This is a genomic window from Xanthomonas sp. DAR33341 (assembly GCF_003992815.1).
In the GTDB taxonomy this organism is placed as follows: Bacteria; Pseudomonadota; Gammaproteobacteria; order Xanthomonadales; family Xanthomonadaceae; genus Xanthomonas; species Xanthomonas cissicola.
Window position 1 is genome coordinate 127,605 of sequence record NZ_QEYV01000012.1, and the last position, 20,886, is coordinate 148,490.

A 20,886-nucleotide genomic window follows, 5' to 3' on the forward strand; every position below is an offset into this window, starting at 1 on the left:
GCGACGGCGTGTCGCACGCTCTCCACATGGTCGCGATGGCAGCTGTGTACGCTGTAGCGCACGTCCAGGGAATGCACAGATGACATCCAGATTGTTGGGCCTGATGAGCGCATTGCTCGTAGTGACCGCCTGCAACCGCGCCGACCAATCGCCCGCGCCCGCCAGCGCCGACCACGCACCGGTTGCGGCCGCTGACGACCAACCGGCCGCCACCGTCCCACCGGCTACGGCGCCAGCTGGCACATTTCCACCGCACACACAGCCGGACCCCGCTGCGCTTGCGCGCATGGATGGCTATGGCGATCTGCGCTTCGGGATGGATGCCAGCCAGGCGCGGGCTGCCTGGGGTGGGGATTTGCGAGGCGAAGCGGCAACCGATGATGGCTGTTACCTGCTGCGCCCACAGTGGACCAGCGATGCGCGTCGCTTCGGCTTCATGTTCGAAGGCGGGCAGTTGGTGCGCTTCCAGACCAGCGAACGGAAGGAGACGGCGCCGGGCGGCGGCAAGGTCGGCATGAACCTGGCGCAGTTGCGTGCGTTGTACCCCGACGGCCTGACCGAGCAGCCGCATAAGTACATTCCAGGCGCGCTGACGCTGCGCCTGCCCGGCGCAGCCACGCAGACCGCGCTGGTGTTCGAGACCGATGCAGACGGTAAAGTCGCCAGCTGGCGCGTAGGCAAACCGCCGCAGGTGGATTACGTCGAAGGCTGCGGCTGAAATGCGGGGTGCAATGGTGGTGTCGTGTTGCGCAGGCGTTTGTATCCTGCGCTCGGGGAGGGTGGGTAATTCCTGCTGCGATACGACAGCTCGCTTCCACCTGAATCGGCCGCGCAATGGCTCGAGTGTCAGGCCGCGGCACGTGGACCAGCATGGACGTCACCCGATCGGCCCATGGGGCGCGCCGGTTAGCGATGGTGGGCTGTCAGAGAATCGCTCTGCGCAACGGTGGCGTTGCGCTGTGCATGATCGGTGAGTCGCGTCACGACGCGATTGCATGCCCATCTGCGGTTGCGAGCGCATGAAGTGAGCGCTCGTGAGTCGATGCGTCATGCGCTGACTACCGCGTCAGCTGGTCGCGCCGTTGAGAAGGTGCTGAGCAGGTGCGGAATCTGATCGTAAGCCATCCAGGCCGAGCAACAACGCCTTAGCCATCCTCCGACGCACGCCCCGGATGCTGCTTCTCGGTGTCTTCGTTCTCGCCAACATCGCCTTTGACCTGCGGCAACCCTTCCTGCTGCGCGTCGCCGTGGTTCGGCACTTCCGGGCGGTCTTCCATCATCAGCGACAGCGCCGCCTTGGCCATCAAGTGCGCGCTGATCGGTGCGGTGATGAACAGGAACACGGTGATCAGCAATTCGCGCGGTTGCGGGTCCACACCCAGAAACAGGTGGTAGCCCACCGAGGCCAGCAGCACGCAGCCCACGCCCAGCGTGCTCGCCTTGGTCGGTGCATGCAGGCGCTTGAAAAAATCCGACAGCTTCACCAGGCCAAAAGCGCCGATCAGGATGAAGAACGTGCCCGCCAGCAGCAAGGCGCTGAGCAGGTATTCGGTGAAGGCGATCATTCGACGATGCTCCGCCGCAGCACGTATTTGCTCAGCACCACGGTGCTGCCGAAGCCCAGCATCGCAATGACCAGGGCAGCCTCGAAATAGATCGGTGAATCCAGATACATGCCCAGCAGCATCAATTCGGCGATGGCGGTGACCGAGAGCGTATCCAGCGCCAGGATGCGGTCTGGCACGGTCGGCCCGCGCAGCAGCCGCCACAAGGCCATCAGGATGGCCAGGCCCACCGCATGCATGCAGATCACGATGGTCGATTCGATGAACATGTGGCCGGTCATGGAAAGATCTCCATCAGGGGCTTTTCGTAGCGGGTCTTGATCTCGGCAATCAAGGCCTCCGGATCGTCCAGATGCAGCACGTGCACCAGCAGATATTTACGGTCGTCCGACAGCGCGGCCGAGACGGTCCCCGGCGTCAGCGTGATCATGCTGGTCAACGCGGCGATGCCGTGAATGTTGGCGATATCCAGCGGTACCCAGATGAAGCCGGGATGGATACGCGATTCGGGTCCGAGCACCTGCGCAGCCACCTTGATGTTGGAGCGCACGATGTCGCCCGCGGCCACCAGCAGCATGCGCGGCACCGAGCGCAACGAGCCGATCTGTGCGAACTCGCGGTCCAGTCGCGCCGCGAAGATCGGCACCACCACGCCCAGCAGCATGCCCAAGACCCATTGCTGCGGGCCGAAGCTATCGCTGAGCAGCAGCCAGAAGACGAAGACCGTTACGCTCAGCGGCGGCGACGGGAATACGCGGCGACGCAGTGGCAGACGCGTGTTCATGGCTGCCTCCGTTGCGGCGTGGTGGCGCGTATCTGGTCCACATACGCGCCGGGGTCGCGCAACTGCGCAGCGGCCGCATCGGTGTAATGCATCAAGGGACCTGCGGCGCCGGTCATCGCAACCAACCCGCTTAGCAACAGCACCGTGGCGGCGGTCTCCACCGGACGCATGCGGCCACGTCGCGGCGGTTGCAGTTCCGGCGCATTTTCCGCCGCGGCCGGCACCCGCCAGAACAACCGCACGCCGGCGCGGGTGAGGCCGATCACGACCAGCAGGCTGCTGCCGAGCACCGCGCCCCACACCGGCCCGACCAGGCCCTGGGGCACGTGCTGCAGCAACGCCGCCTTGGCCAGAAAGCCGGGCAGCGGCGGCAACCCGGCCACCGCCACCGCGGCAATCATGAACATCGTGCCTGGAATGGCCCGCCCCGGCAGTGGCGCCACCACTTCCTTGCGGTCGCTGGCACTGCCGCGGCGGCGGCGGATCAGGTCCGACACCATGAACAACGCAGCGGCCACAAAGCTGCTGTGCGGCAGGTAATACAGCCCTGCGCCCAGTGCGCCGGCATCGTCCAGCGAAAACGCGATGAACAGGGTCGCTGCCGAAAACACCACCAGGTACGACACCATCACCCGCAGCCGCGATGCGGCCATCACCCCGAACGCGGCCATCAGCAGCGTCGCGATGCCCAGCCACAACAGCGCATGGCGACCGAAGCCGTGCAGCGCGCCGGCACCGGCGCCAAACCACAACGAGGACACCCGCAGCGTTGCATACAACCCTACCTTGGTCATGATGGCGAACAATGCGGCCACCGCCGCCGGTGCGCGCGAATAGGTTTCCGGCAGCCACAGATACAGCGGCAGCAATGCGGCCTTGCTGCAGAACACCAGCAGCAACAAGCCCAGCGTGGCCTTGGCCAACGGCACATCCTGCGCCGGCAGATCGGCAATGCGCTGCGACAGCTCGGCCATGTTGAGCGTGCCGAAGACACCGAACAGCAGGCCCAGCGCAATCAGGAACAACGTCGACGCGCAGACGTTGAACACCACGTAATGCAGGCCCACCCGCATCTGCAATCCGCGCCCACCGCTGAGCAGCAGGCCGTAGGAGGCGATGAGCATCACTTCGAAGAACACGAACAGGTTGAAGATGTCGCCGGTCAGGAACGCACCGTTCAAGCCCATCAGCTGGAACTGGAACAACGCATGAAAATGCGGTGCGCGCCGGTCCCAGCCTGCGCATGCATGCAGCAGGCACGCCGAACCCAGGATCAAGGTCGTCAACAGCATCCACGCCGACAAGCGGTCGCCCAGCAGCGCGATGCCGATGCGCGCCGGCCAGTCGCCGAGCAGATAGACCAGGATCTCGCCGTCGGCAGCGCGTGCGAACAAGGCGATGACCGCTGCGGCCAACAAGGCCATGCTGACCCAGGCCACGCTGCGCTGCACGCGTGGCCCATAGCGGCGGTGTTCGACAAATAACGACGCCGACGCGCCCAGCATCGGGATCAGGATGGGCAGGATCAGCAGATGGTTCATCGCCGGGCCTGCCGCGGATCCGTGCCGGTCGCGGCATCTTCGTGCGCATCCACGTGGTCGCTGCCGTTGTCGCTACGGCTGCGGATCGCCAGCACCAGGCTCACGGCCGTCATCGCAAACGCAATCACGATGGCGGTCAGCACCAAGGCCTGCGGGAGCGGGTCGCTGTGATGCATCAGCTCGGCCGGCACGCCGTCGCGCAACACCGGCGCCTGGCCGCTGCGCAAGCGCCCACCGGCAAAGATCAGCAGGTTGGTGGCGTACGACAGGAAGGTCATGCCCAGGATCACATCGAAGCTGCGCGCGCGCAGCAGCAGATAGATCGCCAATGCGGTGAGGACGCCGATCGCGCTTGCCACTGCCAATTCCATCAATGCTGCTCCGCGGTACGTGTCGAACGTTGGGTGGGGTCGATCTCGCCGCGCTGGGAACGGCGCGTACGCGAGGGTTTGATCGTGCCCATCATCGACAGCATCAACATCGCCGCACCGAACACCACCAGATACACGCCGATATCGAAGCCCAGTGCACTGGCCAGTTCCAGCTCGCCCAACAGCGGTAGCGGAATTTCCAGATGTCCACTGCTCAGGAACGGCAGCCCGAAGACCAGCGAGCCTGCGCCGCTGACCAGCGCGCACAACAAGCCGATGCCGATCAGGCGGATGTAGTCGAAACCAAAGCGCGACTCCACCGAGGCCGCCCCCTGAATCACGTACTGCATCAGCAATGGCACTGCCAGCACCAGCCCGGCAATGAAGCCACCGCCCGGCGCGTTGTGCCCACGCAGGAACAGGAACAGCGACACCGTGAGCGTAAGCGGGAACATGATCTGCGCCAGATCGGCCGGCACAGGCAACTTGATCGGCGGCCCCGGCATGGTGCGCTCCGGTGCCATGCGCGCGCGGCGCAACAAGGCGTGCACTACCAGCCCGGCAATGGCGAAGACGGTGATCTCGCCAAAGGTATCGAAGCCGCGAAAATCCACCAGGATCACGTTGACCACATTGCGCCCATACGCTTCGGGCAGGGCGCGTTGCAGCAGTTCGCCGGCGACCGAATGGCTGGGTTGCGTCATCAAGGTATACGCCAATGCCGCCAGACCCGCGCCGCCGACGATGGCGATGGCCGCATCGCGAATCTTGCGCAGCCGCGCACGTTCGGGCAACGAGCGCTCCGGCAGATAGTTCATCGCCAGCAGCATCAGCACCAGCGTGACCATTTCCACCAGCAACTGCGTCAGTGCCAGATCCGGCGCCGACAAGAACACGAACGTCAGGCTGACCGCCAGCCCGGTGCCGCCGAGCACCAGCACCGCCAGCAGGCGCTGCTTATACAGGAACAGGCTGCCCAGGGCGCATGCGATCATCAACAACCACACCATCCAACCCAGTGCCGGCATTGGCATGGGTGCAGGCCATTGCGGCAATGTACCGCCTTGCAGGAATGGCACCAGCGCCACCACGACGGCGCTTAGCACCAGCAGCATCAACATGCGCTGCAGGTTGCCGTTGGTGACCGCGTCGGTCATGCGTGCGGTGGCAGCGAACAGGGCACGTAAATTCCACTGGAACATCGCCTTGCCCGGCGAACGGTTCTGGATCGCGTACAGATCCAGCGTGCGACGCAGTGCGATGTACAACAACGCACCGCCGACGATGCCGGCAACGCTCATCGCCAACGGCAAATTGACGCCATGCCACAGCGCCAGGCTGTAGTCGGGCAGCCGGTCGCCCAGGATCGCGGTGGCACCGGCGCGCAGTACGGGCGCCACTGTCCACGCTGGCACGATGCCCACCGCCACACAGATGAGCACCAGCACCTCCACCGGAATCCGCATCCAGCGCGGTGGCTCGTGCGGCGTGGTGTCCAGCTCGCGCGGACCATCGCCGAAGAAGGTGTCGTGCACGAAGCGCAGGCTGTACGCCACGCCCAGCAGGCCGGCCAGCAACGCAGCCGTGCTGGCCAGGATGCGCATCAGTTGCGGCGCTTCGGTATCCAGGGCAACGGCGAAGAACATTTCCTTCGACAAGAAGCCGTTGAGCAGCGGAATACCGGCCATGGCCAGCGAGGCGATGATGGCCAATGCGCTGGTCACCGGCATCAACCGGCGCAGATTGCCCAGCTTGCGCATGTCGCGCGTGCCGGTCTCATGGTCGATGATGCCGGCGGCCATGAATAACGACGCTTTGAATACCGCGTGGTTGATGAGGTGGAACACGCCGGCCACCACCGCCATCGGCGTGGACAGGCCGAACAGCATCGTGATCAGGCCCAGGTGCGAAATGGTCGAGTACGCCAGCACGCCCTTGAGATCGTGCTGAAAGATGGCGTGCCAGGCGCCCAACAACACCGTGATCGCGCCGATGCTGGTCACCGTATAGAAAAACAGATCCGTGCCGGCCAGCGCCGGATGCAAGCGCGCCAGCAAAAATACGCCGGCCTTCACCATCGTGGCCGAATGCAGATACGCCGACACCGGCGTGGGCGCCGCCATTGCGTGCGGCAACCAGAAGTGGAACGGGAACTGCGCGCTCTTGGTGAAGATGCCCAGCAACACCAAGCCCAGCGCGTACGGATACAGCGGGCTGGCGCGGATCACATCGCCGGCGGCCAACACCGCATCCAGCTGAAAACTGCCGACGATGCGGCCGATCATCAACACGCCGCCCAATAAGGCCAAGCCGCCGCCGGCAGTCAGCACGAACGCCATGCGTGCGCCCTCGCGCGCGTCCTTGCGGTGCGACCAGAACCCGATCAACAGGAACGAGCTGATACTGGTGAGTTCCCAGAACACCATCAGCAATAGCAGGTTGCCGGCCAGCACCATGCCGAGCATTGCGCCCATGAACAGCAATAAATAAGCGAAAAAGCGCGACGCGCTATCGCGTGCGCTCAAGTAATAGTGCGCATACAGCACCACCAGCGCGCCGATGCCCAGCACCAGCAGCGCAAACATCCACGCCAGCCCATCGAGCCGCAACGAAAACATCAAGCCGATCTGCGGCAGCCACGCATGGTCGCTGGCAATCATCTCGCCGCGCAGCACCGCTGGCGTCAACAGCGCCAGCACCACCAGCCCGGCCAACGGCGCGGCCGCAGCCAACCACGCAGTGATCGAACGGGACGTGCGCCAGCGCAGCGCAGCGGCAGCGGCCATCACGAACGGCAGCGCCAGCAGAATTTCCAACGAGAAAGGCATGCAGGGAACACAAGATTCGCGAGCAGGCCAAAGAGCTTAACAAACCGTTGACTGACGCCCGCGTCAACGCCGCCGCGGCGTGCAGCCCGAAAGCAAGGCCGGATTGGCTGCACATCGCCGGGCCGCACTCGGTATGCTGCAGGTATTCATGCCTGTGTAGCTGCCCCGTGACTGCCGCCAATCCCGCTCCGTCCACCGCTGCATCTGCGCCGCGCGCCCTGGTCTTCGGTGGCAGCGGTCAGATCGGCGAACGTCTGCTGACCCGATTGTTGAGCCGCGGCTGGCAGGTGACGGCATGGTCGCGACAGCCGCGCGCGGCGCGTTCCGGGCTGGTCTGGCGGCAGGGCGATCTGGCCGTACCGGCAGCTGCCGGCGAGGCGTTCGAGGTGATCTTCAGCTGCGGTCCGCTCGACCACTTCGCACGCTGGTATGCCGAGAACCCGGTGGTAGCGCCGCGCATCGTCGCGTTCGGTTCCACCAGCGTTGAGGTCAAGGAACACTCCATCGATGCGGCCGAGCGCGACGTGGCCCAGCGTCTGGCCAATGCCGAACAGGCGCTGTTTTCCGCCGCTCTCGCGCGTGGGGCCAGTGCCACCGTGCTGCGCCCGACCCTGGTCTATGGCGCCGGACGCGACAAAACGCTAACCCAGATCGCCGGGCTGGCGCAGCGCACCGGTGCGTTCGTACTGCCGGCCAACGCGACTGGCCTGCGCCAGCCAGTGCATGTGGACGATCTGGCCAGCGCGGCTCTGGCGGTGGTTGGCCAGCCGGCCACCCAGCAGCGCAGTTATGCCGTGGGCGGCGGCGAAGTGCTGGCGTACACGCAGATGGTGGAGCGCGTACTGGAAGCGCTGCCACGGGCTGCACGTCTGTATCGGGTGCCGCCGAGCCTGTTCGGTCTTGCACTCACCGCAGCGCAACGCCTGGGCCGCCTGCGGGGCTTGAATGCCGCCGCGCTACAGCGCATGCGCGAGGACTTGGTGTTCGATCTGGAGCCGGCACGCCGCGATTTCGGCTACGCGCCGCGCGCATTTCGCCCACTGCCGGAAGAGCTCGGAATCGGCGAGTGATGCCTGGCTGGTCTGCCGGCCGCGCTTAGAGCGTGTTATGTCCTTTGAGGCGAGTGCGACGCGCCACAGGGCGCTTCCGGAGGGCTGGGCGCCGCGCGCATTTCGCCCACTGCCGGAAGAGCTCGGAATCGGCGAATGATGCCTGGCTGGTCTGCCGGCCGCGCTTAGAGCGTGTTATGTCCTTTGAGGCGAGTGCGACGCGCCACAGGGCGCTTCCGGAGGGCTGGCCGTCAGCGGCATGGCGCGGGCGTCGCGCGGCTTGCCTTGGCGACAGCCAAGGCAAGCCGCGCAGCACCCGCGCCGCACCGCTGGCGGCCAACGCATCTCATCTCAACGTGCATCACACGCTCTAGTAGCGCCAGCCCAGCTGGCGATATGCCTTGGCCAGCACCCAGATCGGCCCGATCAGCAGATAGGTCAGATCGGTCAGAAAGCTCGGTTTGCGGCCCTCGATCTTGTGGCCGACGAACTGTGCAATCCACGCCAACACGAACACTGTCAGCGCGGTGGTGAACAGGCCCCCGAGCCCGATGCGGCCTTCGATCAACCGGCACAGACAGCCGAAGAAGAAGAAGATCCCCAGCATCCCCAGCCCCAGCGGGCGCGACAGCCGGTTGTAGTACGACCACGCCGCAAACATCGACAGCGCGGCCCATACGCCGCTGCTGAACCAGCTGCCGCCGACCGGGATGCACCACAACAGCGCCACCACCGACCACAGGATTGCAGGCACCGCCAGCACGTGGATCTGCTGATTGGTCGCGTTTTGATGATCGTCGGAATAGCTGGCGAAATAGCGCTCGATCGGTCGCGCGGTCGTGGTGCTTTGGGTCATGTTCCCTCCCAGGAATGACCCAAGCATACGCGCGCGGATGGCGCCATGGCAGATGTGCCCCCCGCCACGCCTTGGTGGCATGACGAGGGACGCGCCCGTCAGTTCACCGAGACCGCGCTCCACGCCGCCGCTACCGCGCGGTATTGCGTGGACGTGCTGCCGTACAGATCGGTGGCCGCGCTCAGCGTGGCCCGACGGGCCGCCGCGTAGTTGGTGGACGAGGTCATGTACACCGTCAGTGCGCGATACCAGATACGGCTGGCCGCGGCGCGGCCGATCGCCGTGAGCGCCGTGGAGCCGCTGCAGACCAGACTGGTCGGGGTCAAATTGTAGCTAGTGCCCGAGCCGAACCCGCTCGGCACCACCGCCCCTTCGGCCAGCAGATAGTAGAAATGATTGGCCACGCCAGAGCTGTAGTGCACATTGAGCGAACCCAGGCTGCTGCTGTAGCAATCGGGCGATTTGCCATCCAGGCTTGGCTTGAACATGTAACGCAACGCCAGTGTCCCGGTGCTGTTGTTGGGAATGATCTTCTCGCCGATCAGATAATTGCCCGGCTCGGCACTGTTGGCAGCGGAGTATTCCACCATGGTGCCCATGATGTCGGACGTGGCCTCATTCAAACCGCCCGATTCGCCCGAGTAGGTCAGAGCGGCGGTCCGGCTGGTCACACCGTGGGTCATCTCGTGGCCGGCCACATCCACCGACACCAGCGGCGTGAACGTGCTGCCGTCGCCATCGCCGAAGGTCATGCAGAAACAGCTGTCCTGCCAGAAGGCGTTGTTGTAGCGGCTACCATAGTGCACCCGGCTTCGCGCACCGGCGCCGTCGTTTGCAATGCCTGTGCGCGAATGCGTAGTGCGGTAATAGTCCCAGGTCAACGCTACGCCATAATGCGCATCGACCGCTGCGGTGACCGTATCGCCGGTGGTGCCGCTACCCCAGGCATTGTCGGCATCGGTGACCAGCGTGCCATTGCCGGAGGTGCTGTTGCGCATGTTGTAGGTCGCACCGCTGCCGCGACTGAGATCGGTCAGTTCGTAGCTGGTGCTGCTGCAGCGCGTGGTGTTCACCGTCACGCTGCCCGCATACAACGAACGTCCTGTGCCAGCGGCGCTGGTGCCGCCGCTACAGGCGGTATGCACGGTATCCCAGGATTCGAGGATGCGCTGGGTCACCGCATCGACGATGTAATGCATCTCGGTCGGTGTCTGGTCGGGTTTGACGCCGCTGTAAATTGCCTCGTACACCAGGCGCGGCGCGCCTTGGCGTGCATACAGCGCCAGACTCGCACGCGGCGCGGCATCCTGCGCCACATCGAAGTGCGAACCGGCCACACGCAATGCGGTTGCCGCATCGATCCCCGGCAGCAGGCTCGGACGCACCGTAGTGTCCATGGTCTGGCTCAATTCACGCATCACGCCGCGACGCGAGTGCACGACCACGTCCCCACCGATCACCGGCAGACCCTGATAGGTGCGATCGAAACGCACATGTTCGGTGCCGTCGGCATCGACGATGCTGTCGCGTGCGATAAAGGCGTCGGCCGGCGCGCGATTGGCCAATGCCGATGCGTTGTTCCCCAATAACGATTGCGCGCGCGACACAGCGGCATTTGCCGACATATCCGCAGCGTTTGCGGCAGCAGAAAACGAGAGCGCGCAGCAGATTGCCGCGCCCAGGACATGGAATTGCATGACGACTCTCTCCAGAAAACGTGCAATGCAAAGACCGGCAGCCCCCCGACAGCCGGTCGCCGATGGCACCTTGGGTGCCGGCAGCTACGCTTGCACAGTCACTAACTGGACAGTAGTAAAAATTACGGATGTGTTGCGTTCTGTGCGCCCGGCCACTTTTCGCTGTGGCGCACATCGCAGAGGCGCAGCGGATGCATGGTGTTATTGGCCGCTGCGGCCAAGCATGCGCGCAATGCCTCGATTCTAGACGGCGTTGCGCCGCATCGTTGCGCCAGCGCGTTGGGGGGGCTGCGGTGCCCATCGCCGCACGCGCTTGCCGTTGAAAGACGATCAGATGGCGCAATGATGCCGTTCCGGCCACAGCGCATGTGGAAACAAAAACGCCGGCCAATGTCCTGGCCGGCGTCCTTTGATCTATCGCCGAAAGATCAGCGACCGCCCATCGCAACCTTCTGCTGTTCTTGCTGGGCCTGTTGCTGCTGCGACTGACCAGCCAGCAACTGTGCGCTGGTTTGCTCAAGTGTCGGGGCAGGTTGGTTCAGGTCCACCGCCGCACGGAAGCCCGGCGTGGTGCCCATGACGAACGCCTTGCCGTCCTGCACTGTCACGTTCTGCAACTTGTCCGCGCTGTCGATCCCATTCTGCTTCGCCTGCAGCGTGACATGTGCCGCGGTCTCGTTGGAGATCATGCTCGGCAGCTTGCTGCGGATTGCGTTATGTAGCGCGTGGTCGGGGTGCGATGCATCGTTGAGCGAAGGCCCTTTGGGCGCAGCAACCTGCGCCTCGCGGGTCTGCACCTGTTGCGCAGACAACGCTGCCCGCGTGTCGCGGCCAACAACACCGTCCTGCTGCAGCCCATGCTGCTTCTGGAACGCCATCACCGCCTCACGCGTGTTGTCGCCGAAACGGCCATCCTCGGCCAGTCGGTTGCCCTGCGCATCGCGCACGCCCAGACGGTTGAGGTCCTGCTGCAGCTTACCCACATCCTGACTGCTGTCGCCATGCCGCACGGCACCTGTGCCACTTGCCGATGCTGCCTGGGTGTGCCGCGCACCCGCTTGGTGTTGGTGACCCTGATTCCAGAAGTTCTCGGGGCTGGTCAACTTGCCGTTGGCGTCGCGCAATTGGTAATGCACATGCTGCGCATATTGGCTTGCGCTATTGGGTCCACGTCCCCCCATCGTGCCGATGGCATCGCCTGCCGACAGCGTTTGCCCTTCTTTGACCTTGACGCCATCCAGATGCAGGATCTCGTGCGAATTGCCTTGTGCATCGCGAATCTTGACGGTGCCGTAGCTTCCGCCGGCAAAGGTCACCGTTCCGGCGACGGGCGAATGCACGGTTGGATGCTGCAGATTGCGTCCTGTCTGACCGCCCTGATAATTGAAGTCGGTGCCGCCGTGGTCGCGCGCGCTGCGTTGCTCGCCGTAATGCCCGGTGACATGCGGCGCAGTGCCGCTCTGCGGCGGAAGCATGCGCTCCATGGTGGCCTGGAACGAATGCGCGTTCGAACCGGCATGCGGTGTTTGCGCCGGTGCCGAATGCTGCGCGGGCGCGACCGTCTGTCCGAGTTGACCGTGTTCGAGCTTGTGCATCACATCGGGCGTGAGGTCGCGCTGCCAGCGCGCGAAGCGGCTTTCGCGGTCGGCCAGTCCATTCGGCGGATCGCCGCCGTTGATCGCAACGCCTGCTGCATGCGCATCCTGCCTGGCCGCTTGCGGCACATTGTGCTGCCAGTACCAGGTTGCGATCCGCGACGCGTTTTCCGGTTGCGCGGCCAGTTCGGGGTGTGCGACCAGGTCGAGTTTCAACGCTTCGCCGGCCTCGCGATACTGATCCTTGCCGGTGAGCTGGATGTAGCCGCGACCACGGTAAAGATAACCATCGCCGGGCTCGTTGTTCCCCATACGCCCGCCATACATCAATTCGGCGAGTTTCTCAGGCTGGCCGCGCAATGCTTCCAGGCGCGCTTCTTCCAGCGCCTCTGGTCCTTCGCGCAGTGCAGAACGCACTTTCGAGCTCACTTGCGAGGAGCCGCGTGTATAGCGGAACCCTTCTTCCAGGCGATTGAGTCCGCCCGATTCGTGGCCTACCTGTGCCATGAAATTGGCCAATTCGTTTGGCCGGGTGATTCCCGCTGCATAGGCTGCCTGCAGCAGCCCAGTTTCGCGATCGGTTGCCATGGTGTAACTCCTCATTTCTCAGCAACATGAAAAAACGGACCCATCCTGTCCGCGCAAGCCATTACTTCCCTTTAATGTTGTTTCTGGGCTCCAGCCTCATCCAGCGCCGCAACTTTCTTGAGCGTGGCGGGGTCGAAGTCCTGGAACGTCACCGCACCGAAATCCTTGTCGGTCAATTCCAGGGTGTTGTGCTGTTCGGTCTCGGTATCGGAGAGATCGCGCACGACCTTATCCAGCAACCAGGTCTGCTTGTCTGCCGAATACTTGAACGTGAAGTCGTCGGCCCAGCGCTCGCGCGACCCGCCTGAGATGGAGATGGTGAATTGCCCTGGCTGTACGCGCGAAAACGCATACGGTTCGCCTGCCAGACCGCCGCAGCGAGCACAAGGCACGATGCGACTATTTTCAGCGGCCTTTTGCAGGCTGCCATCGGCGTTCTGGGTCAGCAGCAAGACGCGACGTGGCTGCCCTTCACCGAGCTTTTCGTTGCCGGTTGCCGGCGGAGAAATCACGACAAGCGCGTCCGAATGTCCGGCGCCAGTCAGGTCGCCGCGTTGGGTATCCAGCGCCTTCGATCCTGCTGGAACGAAGGAGTCAATCGTTGCCATGGGTACAGTCCCTTGTGTCGGTGTGGCAGGGGGTGACGCGGCCGGGCTGGGTGGTTGAGCCGCGGCCGCGGGTGCATTGGCCGGCGTTTCAGGCGCATCGGCTGCCTGCGGACCGTTACACGCAACAAGCGCTACCGCCAGTATGGGGATAAGCAGTCTGAAAGGGGGCACGGCCGTCTCCTGATTTGGGGTTTTTGCATGGCGCGGTGTTGCCCGCGCCGTTACAGCGACTGGTCGTCGACCTTGACCAAGGTCCAGCATGGGCGCTGGGCGAAGTGGTAGACCTGTTGATCGCCGCTGTCAGGTGTACGCACCAGCACCTGGCGACCGCCTGCGTCCTCGGACACCACGACTTCGCTGCCCGCGGAGCGGGCCACGTCCAGATTCGGGATAACCGGCCATTTGACGTCGGCCAGCGCAACCTCGCGAGTGACTGGCGCCGGTTCCGGCTGCGCATCCGGATCGATCCGGATCATGGTCAGCGGGTCGGCCGTGGCTTTCTCCTGGGCCGCGATGTCTGCACTGAAGCTTTTTAGAAATGCAGAGAAGTCGGCGGTCGGGCAGGTCGTCGCCGGAGCGGGCGTGGCCGACGCTGTAGCAGGAGTAGAGGCGGCAGGCGCGGCGCCCGCTGCCTCTGCTGTCGCCGCGGGTGCCGCGCCTGCTGGCTCTGCTTGCGGTTTACAGGCAACCAGCGCCAGGCTTAGTGCGAGGGCATGCAGAGATGTGCGTAAAAGGGCCAACGGATCCTCCTGATCGTATCGGGCGATGTGCGAGCGCGCCGGATGGTATCTGCGCGCTGCGTGCAAATGCGTGAAGGCTTGCGGGGCGAGAGTGCGGCGGGCCGGCCGGCACGCGGCAGGCCCGCACTCGGGGAGAGTGACCGCAGTGACGGTGGCCGACTGCTCAAACGGTTCCAAGGCCGGTGATTGTCGTCAATACAGGCCGGGTACCTCATCTCGACCCATCGCAGAAATCGTCATTCGGCGATGTATGGGCTGCCTGGAAATCGCCCGTTGGCGCGAGCAACTAAATTCCGTTCGAAAATACATCGAGTGCGTCCGCACTCACCCATCCTTGCGCGCAATTGCCGACGTATTGTCCTGGTGCTGCTGGGTGGCAGCTCTCGCCACTTGCACGCTTGATCTGCCTGTCGCCATAAGTTTTGCACAATGCGTTGTTCTTGCACCTTGCGATGGTGCTCGCTGGAATTGCGGCGACGTAGTAATACCGCGGGTTTTGTGCGGCGCGGCCGATCGCCTGGACGCAGACGAGCTGGCCTTGAGCAAGATTGGCTGTAGCTGTTGCGCTGCTGCCGGTGCTGGGCACAACGTTCAATAGATCTACTCCGTTCGCCTGGGCTACGCCGGCGAAAAATCCCGCAATCGGGCGAAAACTCCACATCGTGGAAATCACCACTGTCGACAGTGCCAGCTGTGCATCCGTTTGCAGTCGTTGCGTCCGTGCAGGTGACGCCAGTGGCCCGTATCAGCGCGGCAAGTCTGGCGTTGACCTGCAATGCTGCGGACGCGTTGTTTTTCGCAGGTGCTGGCGGTGCTGATGTGGGAACGGCGTGGGGTGCAGATTCGCCGGCAGTGCAGGCGCTCAGCGCGAGTGCTGGACCGGGAATGATTGCGCTGCGCAAGGCAGGCGACGCGCGGAACAAGTGGCCTAACTGGGTCATTGCGACCTGACTGGGCAAGAGAACACACCATCGCGGCGAGCGTGGTGGAAGTCAGTTAGATGCGGGTATGTGCAGTCGCCGTCATGAAGCTTCACGCCCAACCACCAACCTGGCCTTCAGTCGGTAGTCGAGAACTCGAGGCGCCGAGAATGTCGGCGCTCCGAGTCAAAGCGGCGTCTGCGTAGTGCGCCGCCTCGCCCCTTTTAATCGGGGCTACGCAATCAATCCACCGAAATACCCGCCAGCCGCTGCAGCGCTTCGGCATATTTCGCACGCGTGCGATCGATGACGTCGGCCGGCAGGCGCGGGCCGGGCGCGGTCTTGCCCCAGTCCAGGGTTTCCAGATAATCGCGCACGAACTGTTTGTCGTAGCTCGGCGGGCTGGTGCCCGGTTCGTATTGGTCGGCCGGCCAATAACGCGACGAATCCGGGGTCAGCATCTCGTCCATGATGTACAGCCGGCCGTCGGCATCGGTGCCGAATTCGAACTTGGTATCGGCCAGCAGGATGCCGCGTTCGGCGGCAAAATCGGCGGCGAAACGGTAGATGCGCAAGGTGGCATCGCGCACGCGTTCGGCCAGCTCGGCGCCGACCGTCTTGACCATTGCATCGAAGTCGATGTTTTCGTCGTGGTCGCCAACCGCTGCCTTGGTCGAAGGAGTGAAAATCGGCTCAGGCAGTTTCTCGGCCTGACGCAGGCCGTCGGGCAATTCGATCCCGCTGATCTTGCCGGTGCGCTGATAATCCTTCCAGCCGCTGCCGATCACATAGCCGCGTGCGATGGCTTCCACCGGCACCGGCTTGAGCTTGCGCGTGACCACAGCGCGTTTGGCGTACAACGCCGGATCTACGCCCTCGGGCAACACCTGCTCCACGCGGATGTCCACCAGGTGGTTGGGCATCAGGTGTTCGGTCTTGTGGAACCAGAAGTTGGACACCTGGCACAACATCTCGCCCTTGCCGGGAATCGGGTCGGGCAGCACCACGTCGAACGCGGACAGGCGGTCGGTGGCCACCATCAACAGATAATCGCCCGGGGGCGCATCCGCGGGCAGGCGGTCGCGGGGAATATCGAAGACATCGCGGACCTTGCCACGGTGACGCAACGGCAGGCCGGGCAGATCGGATTGCAACAGCGTGGTCGACACAGGCACTCCTAAGGACGTCGCTATGACGCTGTCCCCGGGACCCGGCGGGCCCGCGGGTAGGCAGCGGGCCGCGTAGTGTACGGCGCTTCGCCGCCTCCCGCAGAATTTATTGGAGCCCGCGCGGTGGGGCCTGTGCAGGAGTCGTCAGCCAGGCCGGGCGGGCGTTCGGGTAAGATCGCCAGCCCGCCTCCCGCCCCGATCGCCCCCATGTCCTGGTACGGAAAACTGCTCGGCGCATTGGCCGGCGCCTTGCTGTTTCGCGGGGCGCCGGTGGTGGGGCTGATGATCGGGCTGGCGATCGGCCACGCGGTCGACGCCGGTTGGTTCAAACGGCGCGCGGAAAATCCGTACGAAGCGCTGGGCCTGGAGCCGGACGCCACCACCGCCGAGATCGACCTGGCCTATCGCCGGCTGATGTCGCGCTACCACCCGGACAAGGTCGCCAACGCCGACCCGGAAGCCCGCCGCCAGGCCGAAAAGAAGGCCAGCCAGATCAACGCCGCCTACGACCGGATTCAACGGCTGCGCAAGCGCTAAACGAAGGCCGCGCGCCGAAACCGCTGCGTTAAGCAGTGCCAGGCGTCAGCGCAGAGCGCTGGTACATCGAAAGGCCTCACCCAATAAAAAACGCCTGATCATCACGATCAGGCGCCGCGGGCACGCACGCACCCGGCTCTCAGAACCTGTAGGTCGCGGTCAGGCGCACCGCATTTGTCGAAACATCGGTATCGGTCCGACGCAGGTCGGTACCGGCCGGATTGACGCGCAGGAAGGGGTTGGTGGCCGGCGCGGTGCCGGGCCCGACGCGCACGCGGGTGTCGTCGTCCTGCAGGCGGGTGAACAGATATTCCACGCCGACCGAGACCTTGTCGCTCAAGCGCCTTTGCAGGCTGATGCCGGCCTGGTAGCCATCGGCACTGTCGCCGCCACTGCTGGTGAAGCTGTTGGCGGTATTGCTGCTGGCGAAGCTGTGGTCGAATTCGCCACGCGCCACACCGGCGGTGATGTAGGCCAGGTAATCGCCCTGCGTGCCGAAGGCGTAGCCGATGCGGCCGCGCAACGCCGCAGTGCGGTTGAGCTGGCGGGTGAAGGTATAAAACGCGGGTGTCGTGCTGAAGGCGCTGACGCTGTCGCGGACATCGTTGCGGGTGTATTCGGCGACCACGCCATACACCCAGTTGCCGGCCTGCCAGTCGTAGCCCAGCCGTGCGCCGTATTCGGCACCGCCCTTGTCCTTGCTACAGCCACTGGCCGGAGTGCGCCCCGCCGCTGCGCCACCGCAGAAACCGGGCGAGAACGCATCGGCACCGGTCGCGGTGCCGACCTGGTCGCCGTCGCGGCCATCCAGATTGGTATCGAAGCCGAAGCGGCCACCGGAGACGCCGGCCGGATCGGCACCGCCGACGTTGGCACCGATGGACAAGCCGGACCAGTCGGCAGGACCGGATTGCGCCCAGGCCGAGGGGGCCAGGACGAGCAGGACGAGAGCGGCGGAAGCGAGCGGGGTGGGTTTCATGCGATCTCCTTGCATCTGGCGCGGCGCGCCGGTCAGGTACGTACGCGCTCGCGTCCGCTCTGGATGCACTTTGGCCGACACTGGGACGGAATTGCACAGCGGCAGAGCCATCGATGCAGCGGGCAGGTGCGCGATCGCGCACTGACTGCGAGCTGCCGGCCCAAGCGCCTGCGGTGATATCGGCGGCCTACCCGTGGCGCGTGCCCCAAGCGCCCGGCGGCATTCGGCTTTCCTCGCCGGGCCACGGTTGCGACAATGGCGCTCCTGCATTTTTCCGAGCTGCCCATGCAACCGACGGCGATCGCCCCGTCCATCCTGTCCGCCGATTTCGCCCGTCTGGGCGAGGAAGTGAACAACGTCCTCAAGGCTGGTGCCGACTGGGTGCACTTCGACGTGATGGACAACCACTACGTGCCCAACCTCACCATCGGCCCGATGGTGTGCCAGGCGCTACGCAAGCACGGCATCACCGCGCCGATCGACGTGCATCTGATGGTCGAGCCGGTGGACCGCATCGTGCCGGATTTCGCCGACGCCGGTGCCACCACCATCAGCTTCCACCCCGAAGCCAGCCGCCACGTGCACCGCACGATCCAGCTGATCAAGTCGCACGGCTGCCAGGCCGGGCTGGTGCTCAACCCGGCCACGCCGGTGGACATCCTGGACTGGGTGCTGCCCGAGCTGGACCTGGTATTGGTGATGTCGGTCAACCCGGGCTTCGGCGGGCAGGCCTTCATCCCGTCTGCGCTGGACAAGCTGCGCGCCATCCGCAGCAAGATCGACGCGACGGGCAAGCCGATCCGGCTGGAGATCGATGGCGGCGTCAAGGCCGACAACATCGGTGCGATTGCCGCCGCTGGCGCGGACACCTTCGTCGCCGGCTCGGCCATTTTCAATGCGCCCGACTATGCGCAAGTGATTGCGCAAATGCGCGCGGCGGTGGATGCGGTGCGATGAGCCGGCCCGCGCCACAGATCCGCAGCGCAACGCCTGCGGATGTGCCGCTGCTGCATGAACTCATCACCGCGCTGGCGGTGTATGAGCGCGAGCCGGATGCGGTCAAGGCCAGCCTGGAGGATGTGCGCGCCAGTCTGTTCGACGACGGCGCCACCGCGCACGCGCTGATCTGCGAGCAGGACGGTCAGGCGCTGGGATTTGCGGTGTATTTCTTCAACTATTCCACCTGGTTGGGCCGCAACGGCCTGTACCTGGAAGACCTGTTCGTGCGTCCGGAAGCGCGCGGCAAGGGCGCGGGCCTTGCGCTGTTGCGGCACTTGGCGCAGTTGGCCGTGCAGCGTGGCTGCGGGCGGTTCGAATGGTCGGTGCTGGACTGGAACCAGCCGGCCATCGACTTCTACAAGGCAGTCGGTGCGCGTCCGATGGACGGCTGGACCGTGTACCGGCTCGACGGCGAACGGCTGGCCGCGTTTGCTGCGGGCGGCTGAGCCGGGCGCGCCAGGACGTCAGGACCACGCAAAAGAAAGGCCGCTTCCGAGGAAGCGGCCTTCAAGAAAACTGGAGGCTGATCCTGCCTCCGCCCGTCGTCCCTGCTATGGCCTTCTACTCTCCGGGTTACCGATGACACCGCAATGACAGTGTGCCGGCGGCGCCTATTCACGATCTGCCCATTGGCCCGCTGCTAGCCTGCGGCCATTACCTTCACAGCATCGGCAGCGCGCATGGCCCCGTCCCACTGGCGTCTGATCCTCAACGGCAAGTCCACCGATAATCTGGACCTGCGTGAGGCAGTGGGAACGCTGCGCAAGCGCGGCATCCAGCTCGATGTGCGGGTCACCTGGGAAGACGGCGATGCCGAGCGCTACGTGGGCGAGGCAGTGGCCGATGGCGTGCATACGGTGGTGGCCGCCGGTGGCGACGGCACTCTGAGCGAAGTGGCGGCCGCCCTGGCGCATCACGAGGGCGATGCGGCCACGCTGCCGTCGCTGGGCCTGGTGCCGCTGGGCACCGCCAACGACTTCGCCACCGCCGCCACTCTGCCGATCGCCCCGCTGGAGGCGTTGACCTTGATCGCCGAGCGCGTCGCGCAGCCGGTCGACTTGCTGCGGATCGACGCCGACCACGGCCCGCACTGGTGCGCCAATGTGGCCAGCGGCGGCTTCGGCACCCAGGTCACCGTGGAAACCGACGAAGGCCTGAAGAAGATGCTCGGCGGTCTGGCCTATCTCATCACCGGCATGTCGCGGCTGGGCCGCATCGACCCGATCAGCGCCCGCTTCAGCGGCCCGGAGTTCAGCTGGGAAGGCGAATTCATCGCGCTCGGGCTGGGGAACGGGCGCCAGGCCGGTGGCGGCCAGGCGCTGTGCCCGGAGGCATTGATCGACGACGGCCTGCTGGATGTCACCATCGTCCCCGACCTTGACGGCGAAGTAGCCGCCACGCTCGGCACCCTGGTCACCGGCGGCAAACAGGCCGCGCTCGAACGGGTGGCCGTGCGTGCGCGCGTGCCGTGGCTGGACATCGTCTCCCAGCAACCGCTGACCTTGAACCTGGACGGCGAACCGGAAACCTCCCGGCGCTTCCGCATCGAATGCGTCCCGGCGCGGCTGCGGATGCATTTGCCGGGTGAGTGCCCTTTGCTTGGTGGGTGAGAATCGGGAATCGGGAATCGGGAATCGGAAAAGCGTGGCAGGCATTTCGGGTGAGCCAGGCAATCGCCTCGCTTTACGCCTCTTGATGTCCACGACGATAAGGCGCTGCTTGCGCGCTATTGGCGCGTGCCCTGGAGCGCCCGCGCTGCTGGCGCGGAGCGGGGCTGAGGTGAGGGTTCCTGCGCCGGCTCGCCTGCCGCCATCAGCCACCTTGCTCCGGAAAGCAGGCGCCGCAGGCGTCTGCACGGAGCGCGCCGCGCGGACTCTAAAGCGTGCGCACTGAGATCCGGCGCCCACCGGCCGGACGACATCAACCCGCTCGCCTGCGTGGCCTCAGCTGACCGCCATCCCGAAAAACACTCCAGCAACACCAGCCCACCTTCGCCGTTGTTGAACGGCGTTCGCCCGCGCCTGCTGCCCTGGGCCAGCAGTTGCGCTACAGTAGCCGCG

The 20,886-nt window shown here is 65.0% G+C and carries 20 protein-coding genes; 6 read left to right on the forward strand and 14 right to left on the reverse strand.

Annotated features, from left to right (window positions below):
- Positions 1-103: 103 nt before the first annotated feature.
- Entirely contained in the window at positions 104-718 is a 615-nt protein-coding gene (locus EO156_RS02545; RefSeq protein WP_016849262.1) for a hypothetical protein, read from the forward strand.
- 427 nt (positions 719-1,145) lie between these two features.
- Here the strand turns inward: EO156_RS02545 and EO156_RS02550 are convergent, their stop codons facing one another.
- From EO156_RS02550 to EO156_RS02575, 6 genes are read right to left on the reverse strand one after another with little or no spacing between them, the layout of a single operon-like run.
- Complete coding sequence (locus EO156_RS02550; RefSeq protein WP_016849263.1) at positions 1,146-1,565, reverse strand: Na+/H+ antiporter subunit G; 420 nt, start codon at positions 1,563-1,565, stop codon at positions 1,146-1,148.
- Entirely contained in the window at positions 1,562-1,846 is a 285-nt protein-coding gene (locus EO156_RS02555) for a K+/H+ antiporter subunit F (RefSeq protein ID WP_003486364.1), read from the reverse strand. Before EO156_RS02555 ends, EO156_RS02550 begins: the two co-directional genes overlap by 4 nt.
- Positions 1,843-2,349, reverse strand: a complete 507-nt coding sequence (locus tag EO156_RS02560) for a Na+/H+ antiporter subunit E (protein WP_007967828.1) — start codon at positions 2,347-2,349, stop codon at positions 1,843-1,845. The genes EO156_RS02555 and EO156_RS02560 overlap by 4 nt, the downstream gene beginning before the upstream one ends.
- A complete protein-coding gene (locus EO156_RS02565; protein ID WP_003486360.1) occupies positions 2,346-3,890 on the reverse strand; it encodes a monovalent cation/H+ antiporter subunit D in 1,545 nt (514 codons plus the stop codon). The genes EO156_RS02560 and EO156_RS02565 overlap by 4 nt, the downstream gene beginning before the upstream one ends.
- Positions 3,887-4,261: a Na+/H+ antiporter subunit C gene (locus tag EO156_RS02570; RefSeq protein ID WP_003486358.1), complete on the reverse strand. Its 375-nt coding sequence runs from the start codon at positions 4,259-4,261 to the stop codon at positions 3,887-3,889. Before EO156_RS02570 ends, EO156_RS02565 begins: the two co-directional genes overlap by 4 nt.
- Entirely contained in the window at positions 4,261-7,089 is a 2,829-nt protein-coding gene (locus tag EO156_RS02575) for a monovalent cation/H+ antiporter subunit A (RefSeq protein ID WP_029827930.1), read from the reverse strand. The genes EO156_RS02570 and EO156_RS02575 overlap by 1 nt, the downstream gene beginning before the upstream one ends.
- Positions 7,090-7,256: 167 nt before the next feature.
- Here EO156_RS02575 and EO156_RS02580 point away from each other — a divergent pair, with 167 nt between their 5' ends.
- The gene (locus EO156_RS02580; RefSeq protein WP_016849041.1) at positions 7,257-8,159 is read left to right on the forward strand and encodes an NAD-dependent epimerase/dehydratase family protein; all 903 of its coding nucleotides are present in this window, start codon (positions 7,257-7,259) and stop codon (positions 8,157-8,159) included.
- Between the two features lie 349 nt (positions 8,160-8,508).
- Here EO156_RS02580 and EO156_RS02585 read toward each other — a convergent pair whose 3' ends face one another.
- The 7 genes from EO156_RS02585 to EO156_RS02620 all read right to left on the reverse strand — a co-directional run bounded on the left by EO156_RS02585 (position 8,509) and on the right by EO156_RS02620 (position 16,311).
- On the reverse strand, positions 8,509-8,994 hold the full coding sequence (locus tag EO156_RS02585) for an Mpo1-like protein (protein ID WP_016849042.1): 486 nt from the start codon (positions 8,992-8,994) through the stop codon (positions 8,509-8,511).
- Positions 8,995-9,092: 98 nt separating this feature from the next.
- Entirely contained in the window at positions 9,093-10,691 is a 1,599-nt protein-coding gene (locus tag EO156_RS02590) for a M4 family metallopeptidase (protein WP_016849043.1), read from the reverse strand.
- A 428-nt stretch (positions 10,692-11,119) separates the two neighbouring features.
- The gene (locus EO156_RS02600) at positions 11,120-12,874 is read right to left on the reverse strand and encodes a peptidoglycan-binding protein (RefSeq protein WP_026006836.1); all 1,755 of its coding nucleotides are present in this window, start codon (positions 12,872-12,874) and stop codon (positions 11,120-11,122) included.
- A gap of 71 nt (positions 12,875-12,945) precedes the next feature.
- Entirely contained in the window at positions 12,946-13,482 is a 537-nt protein-coding gene (locus EO156_RS02605) for a hypothetical protein (RefSeq protein WP_016849045.1), read from the reverse strand.
- A 221-nt stretch (positions 13,483-13,703) separates the two neighbouring features.
- Positions 13,704-14,222, reverse strand: a complete 519-nt coding sequence (locus tag EO156_RS02610; RefSeq protein ID WP_078585779.1) for a hypothetical protein — start codon at positions 14,220-14,222, stop codon at positions 13,704-13,706.
- Positions 14,223-14,508: 286 nt separating this feature from the next.
- Entirely contained in the window at positions 14,509-14,817 is a 309-nt protein-coding gene (locus EO156_RS02615; RefSeq protein ID WP_026006837.1) for a hypothetical protein, read from the reverse strand.
- 567 nt (positions 14,818-15,384) lie between these two features.
- Complete coding sequence (locus tag EO156_RS02620; RefSeq protein ID WP_003483031.1) at positions 15,385-16,311, reverse strand: phosphoribosylaminoimidazolesuccinocarboxamide synthase; 927 nt, start codon at positions 16,309-16,311, stop codon at positions 15,385-15,387.
- Positions 16,312-16,518: 207 nt separating this feature from the next.
- Between EO156_RS02620 and EO156_RS02625 the strand changes: the two genes are divergently transcribed.
- Positions 16,519-16,848 carry a J domain-containing protein gene (locus EO156_RS02625; protein ID WP_005912611.1) on the forward strand — a complete coding sequence of 110 codons (330 nt, stop codon included), beginning with the start codon at positions 16,519-16,521 and terminating at the stop codon, positions 16,846-16,848.
- 139 nt (positions 16,849-16,987) lie between these two features.
- On the opposite strand, the gene EO156_RS02630 is transcribed toward EO156_RS02625, so the two are convergent.
- Positions 16,988-17,827 (reverse strand): outer membrane beta-barrel protein, encoded by an 840-nt coding sequence (locus EO156_RS02630; RefSeq protein ID WP_026006838.1) that lies wholly within the window; start codon positions 17,825-17,827, stop codon positions 16,988-16,990.
- Positions 17,828-18,082: 255 nt separating this feature from the next.
- Between EO156_RS02630 and rpe the strand changes: the two genes are divergently transcribed.
- The 3 genes from rpe to yegS all read left to right on the forward strand — a co-directional run bounded on the left by rpe (position 18,083) and on the right by yegS (position 20,436).
- The gene (gene rpe, locus EO156_RS02635) at positions 18,083-18,784 is read left to right on the forward strand and encodes a ribulose-phosphate 3-epimerase (protein ID WP_007967843.1); all 702 of its coding nucleotides are present in this window, start codon (positions 18,083-18,085) and stop codon (positions 18,782-18,784) included.
- Positions 18,781-19,272, forward strand: a complete 492-nt coding sequence (locus EO156_RS02640) for a GNAT family N-acetyltransferase (protein WP_011050342.1) — start codon at positions 18,781-18,783, stop codon at positions 19,270-19,272. Before rpe ends, EO156_RS02640 begins: the two co-directional genes overlap by 4 nt.
- A 234-nt stretch (positions 19,273-19,506) precedes the next feature.
- On the forward strand, positions 19,507-20,436 hold the full coding sequence (gene yegS / locus EO156_RS02645; protein WP_016849049.1) for a lipid kinase YegS: 930 nt from the start codon (positions 19,507-19,509) through the stop codon (positions 20,434-20,436).
- The last annotated feature ends 450 nt before the right edge of the window (positions 20,437-20,886 follow it).

Excerpts from the sequence above, each read along its gene's own strand:
- EO156_RS02600 (WP_026006836.1), bottom strand. The coding sequence starts at position 12,874 with ATGGCAACCGATCGCGAAACTGGGCTGCTGCAGGCAGCCTATGCAGCG.
- EO156_RS02555 (WP_003486364.1), bottom strand. The coding sequence starts at position 1,846 with ATGACCGGCCACATGTTCATCGAATCGACCATCGTGATCTGCATGCAT.
- EO156_RS02630 (WP_026006838.1), bottom strand. The coding sequence starts at position 17,827 with ATGAAACCCACCCCGCTCGCTTCCGCCGCTCTCGTCCTGCTCGTCCTG.
- rpe (WP_007967843.1), top strand. The coding sequence starts at position 18,083 with ATGGCGCTCCTGCATTTTTCCGAGCTGCCCATGCAACCGACGGCGATC.
- EO156_RS02640 (WP_011050342.1), top strand. The coding sequence starts at position 18,781 with ATGAGCCGGCCCGCGCCACAGATCCGCAGCGCAACGCCTGCGGATGTG.
- yegS (WP_016849049.1), top strand. The coding sequence starts at position 19,507 with ATGGCCCCGTCCCACTGGCGTCTGATCCTCAACGGCAAGTCCACCGAT.
- EO156_RS02560 (WP_007967828.1), bottom strand. The coding sequence starts at position 2,349 with ATGAACACGCGTCTGCCACTGCGTCGCCGCGTATTCCCGTCGCCGCCG.
- EO156_RS02590 (WP_016849043.1), bottom strand. The coding sequence starts at position 10,691 with ATGCAATTCCATGTCCTGGGCGCGGCAATCTGCTGCGCGCTCTCGTTT.
- EO156_RS02570 (WP_003486358.1), bottom strand. The coding sequence starts at position 4,261 with ATGGAATTGGCAGTGGCAAGCGCGATCGGCGTCCTCACCGCATTGGCG.
- EO156_RS02625 (WP_005912611.1), top strand. The coding sequence starts at position 16,519 with ATGTCCTGGTACGGAAAACTGCTCGGCGCATTGGCCGGCGCCTTGCTG.
- EO156_RS02565 (WP_003486360.1), bottom strand. The coding sequence starts at position 3,890 with ATGAACCATCTGCTGATCCTGCCCATCCTGATCCCGATGCTGGGCGCG.
- EO156_RS02585 (WP_016849042.1), bottom strand. The coding sequence starts at position 8,994 with ATGACCCAAAGCACCACGACCGCGCGACCGATCGAGCGCTATTTCGCC.
- EO156_RS02575 (WP_029827930.1), bottom strand. The coding sequence starts at position 7,089 with ATGCCTTTCTCGTTGGAAATTCTGCTGGCGCTGCCGTTCGTGATGGCC.
- EO156_RS02545 (WP_016849262.1), top strand. The coding sequence starts at position 104 with ATGAGCGCATTGCTCGTAGTGACCGCCTGCAACCGCGCCGACCAATCG.
- EO156_RS02605 (WP_016849045.1), bottom strand. The coding sequence starts at position 13,482 with ATGGCAACGATTGACTCCTTCGTTCCAGCAGGATCGAAGGCGCTGGAT.
- EO156_RS02550 (WP_016849263.1), bottom strand. The coding sequence starts at position 1,565 with ATGATCGCCTTCACCGAATACCTGCTCAGCGCCTTGCTGCTGGCGGGC.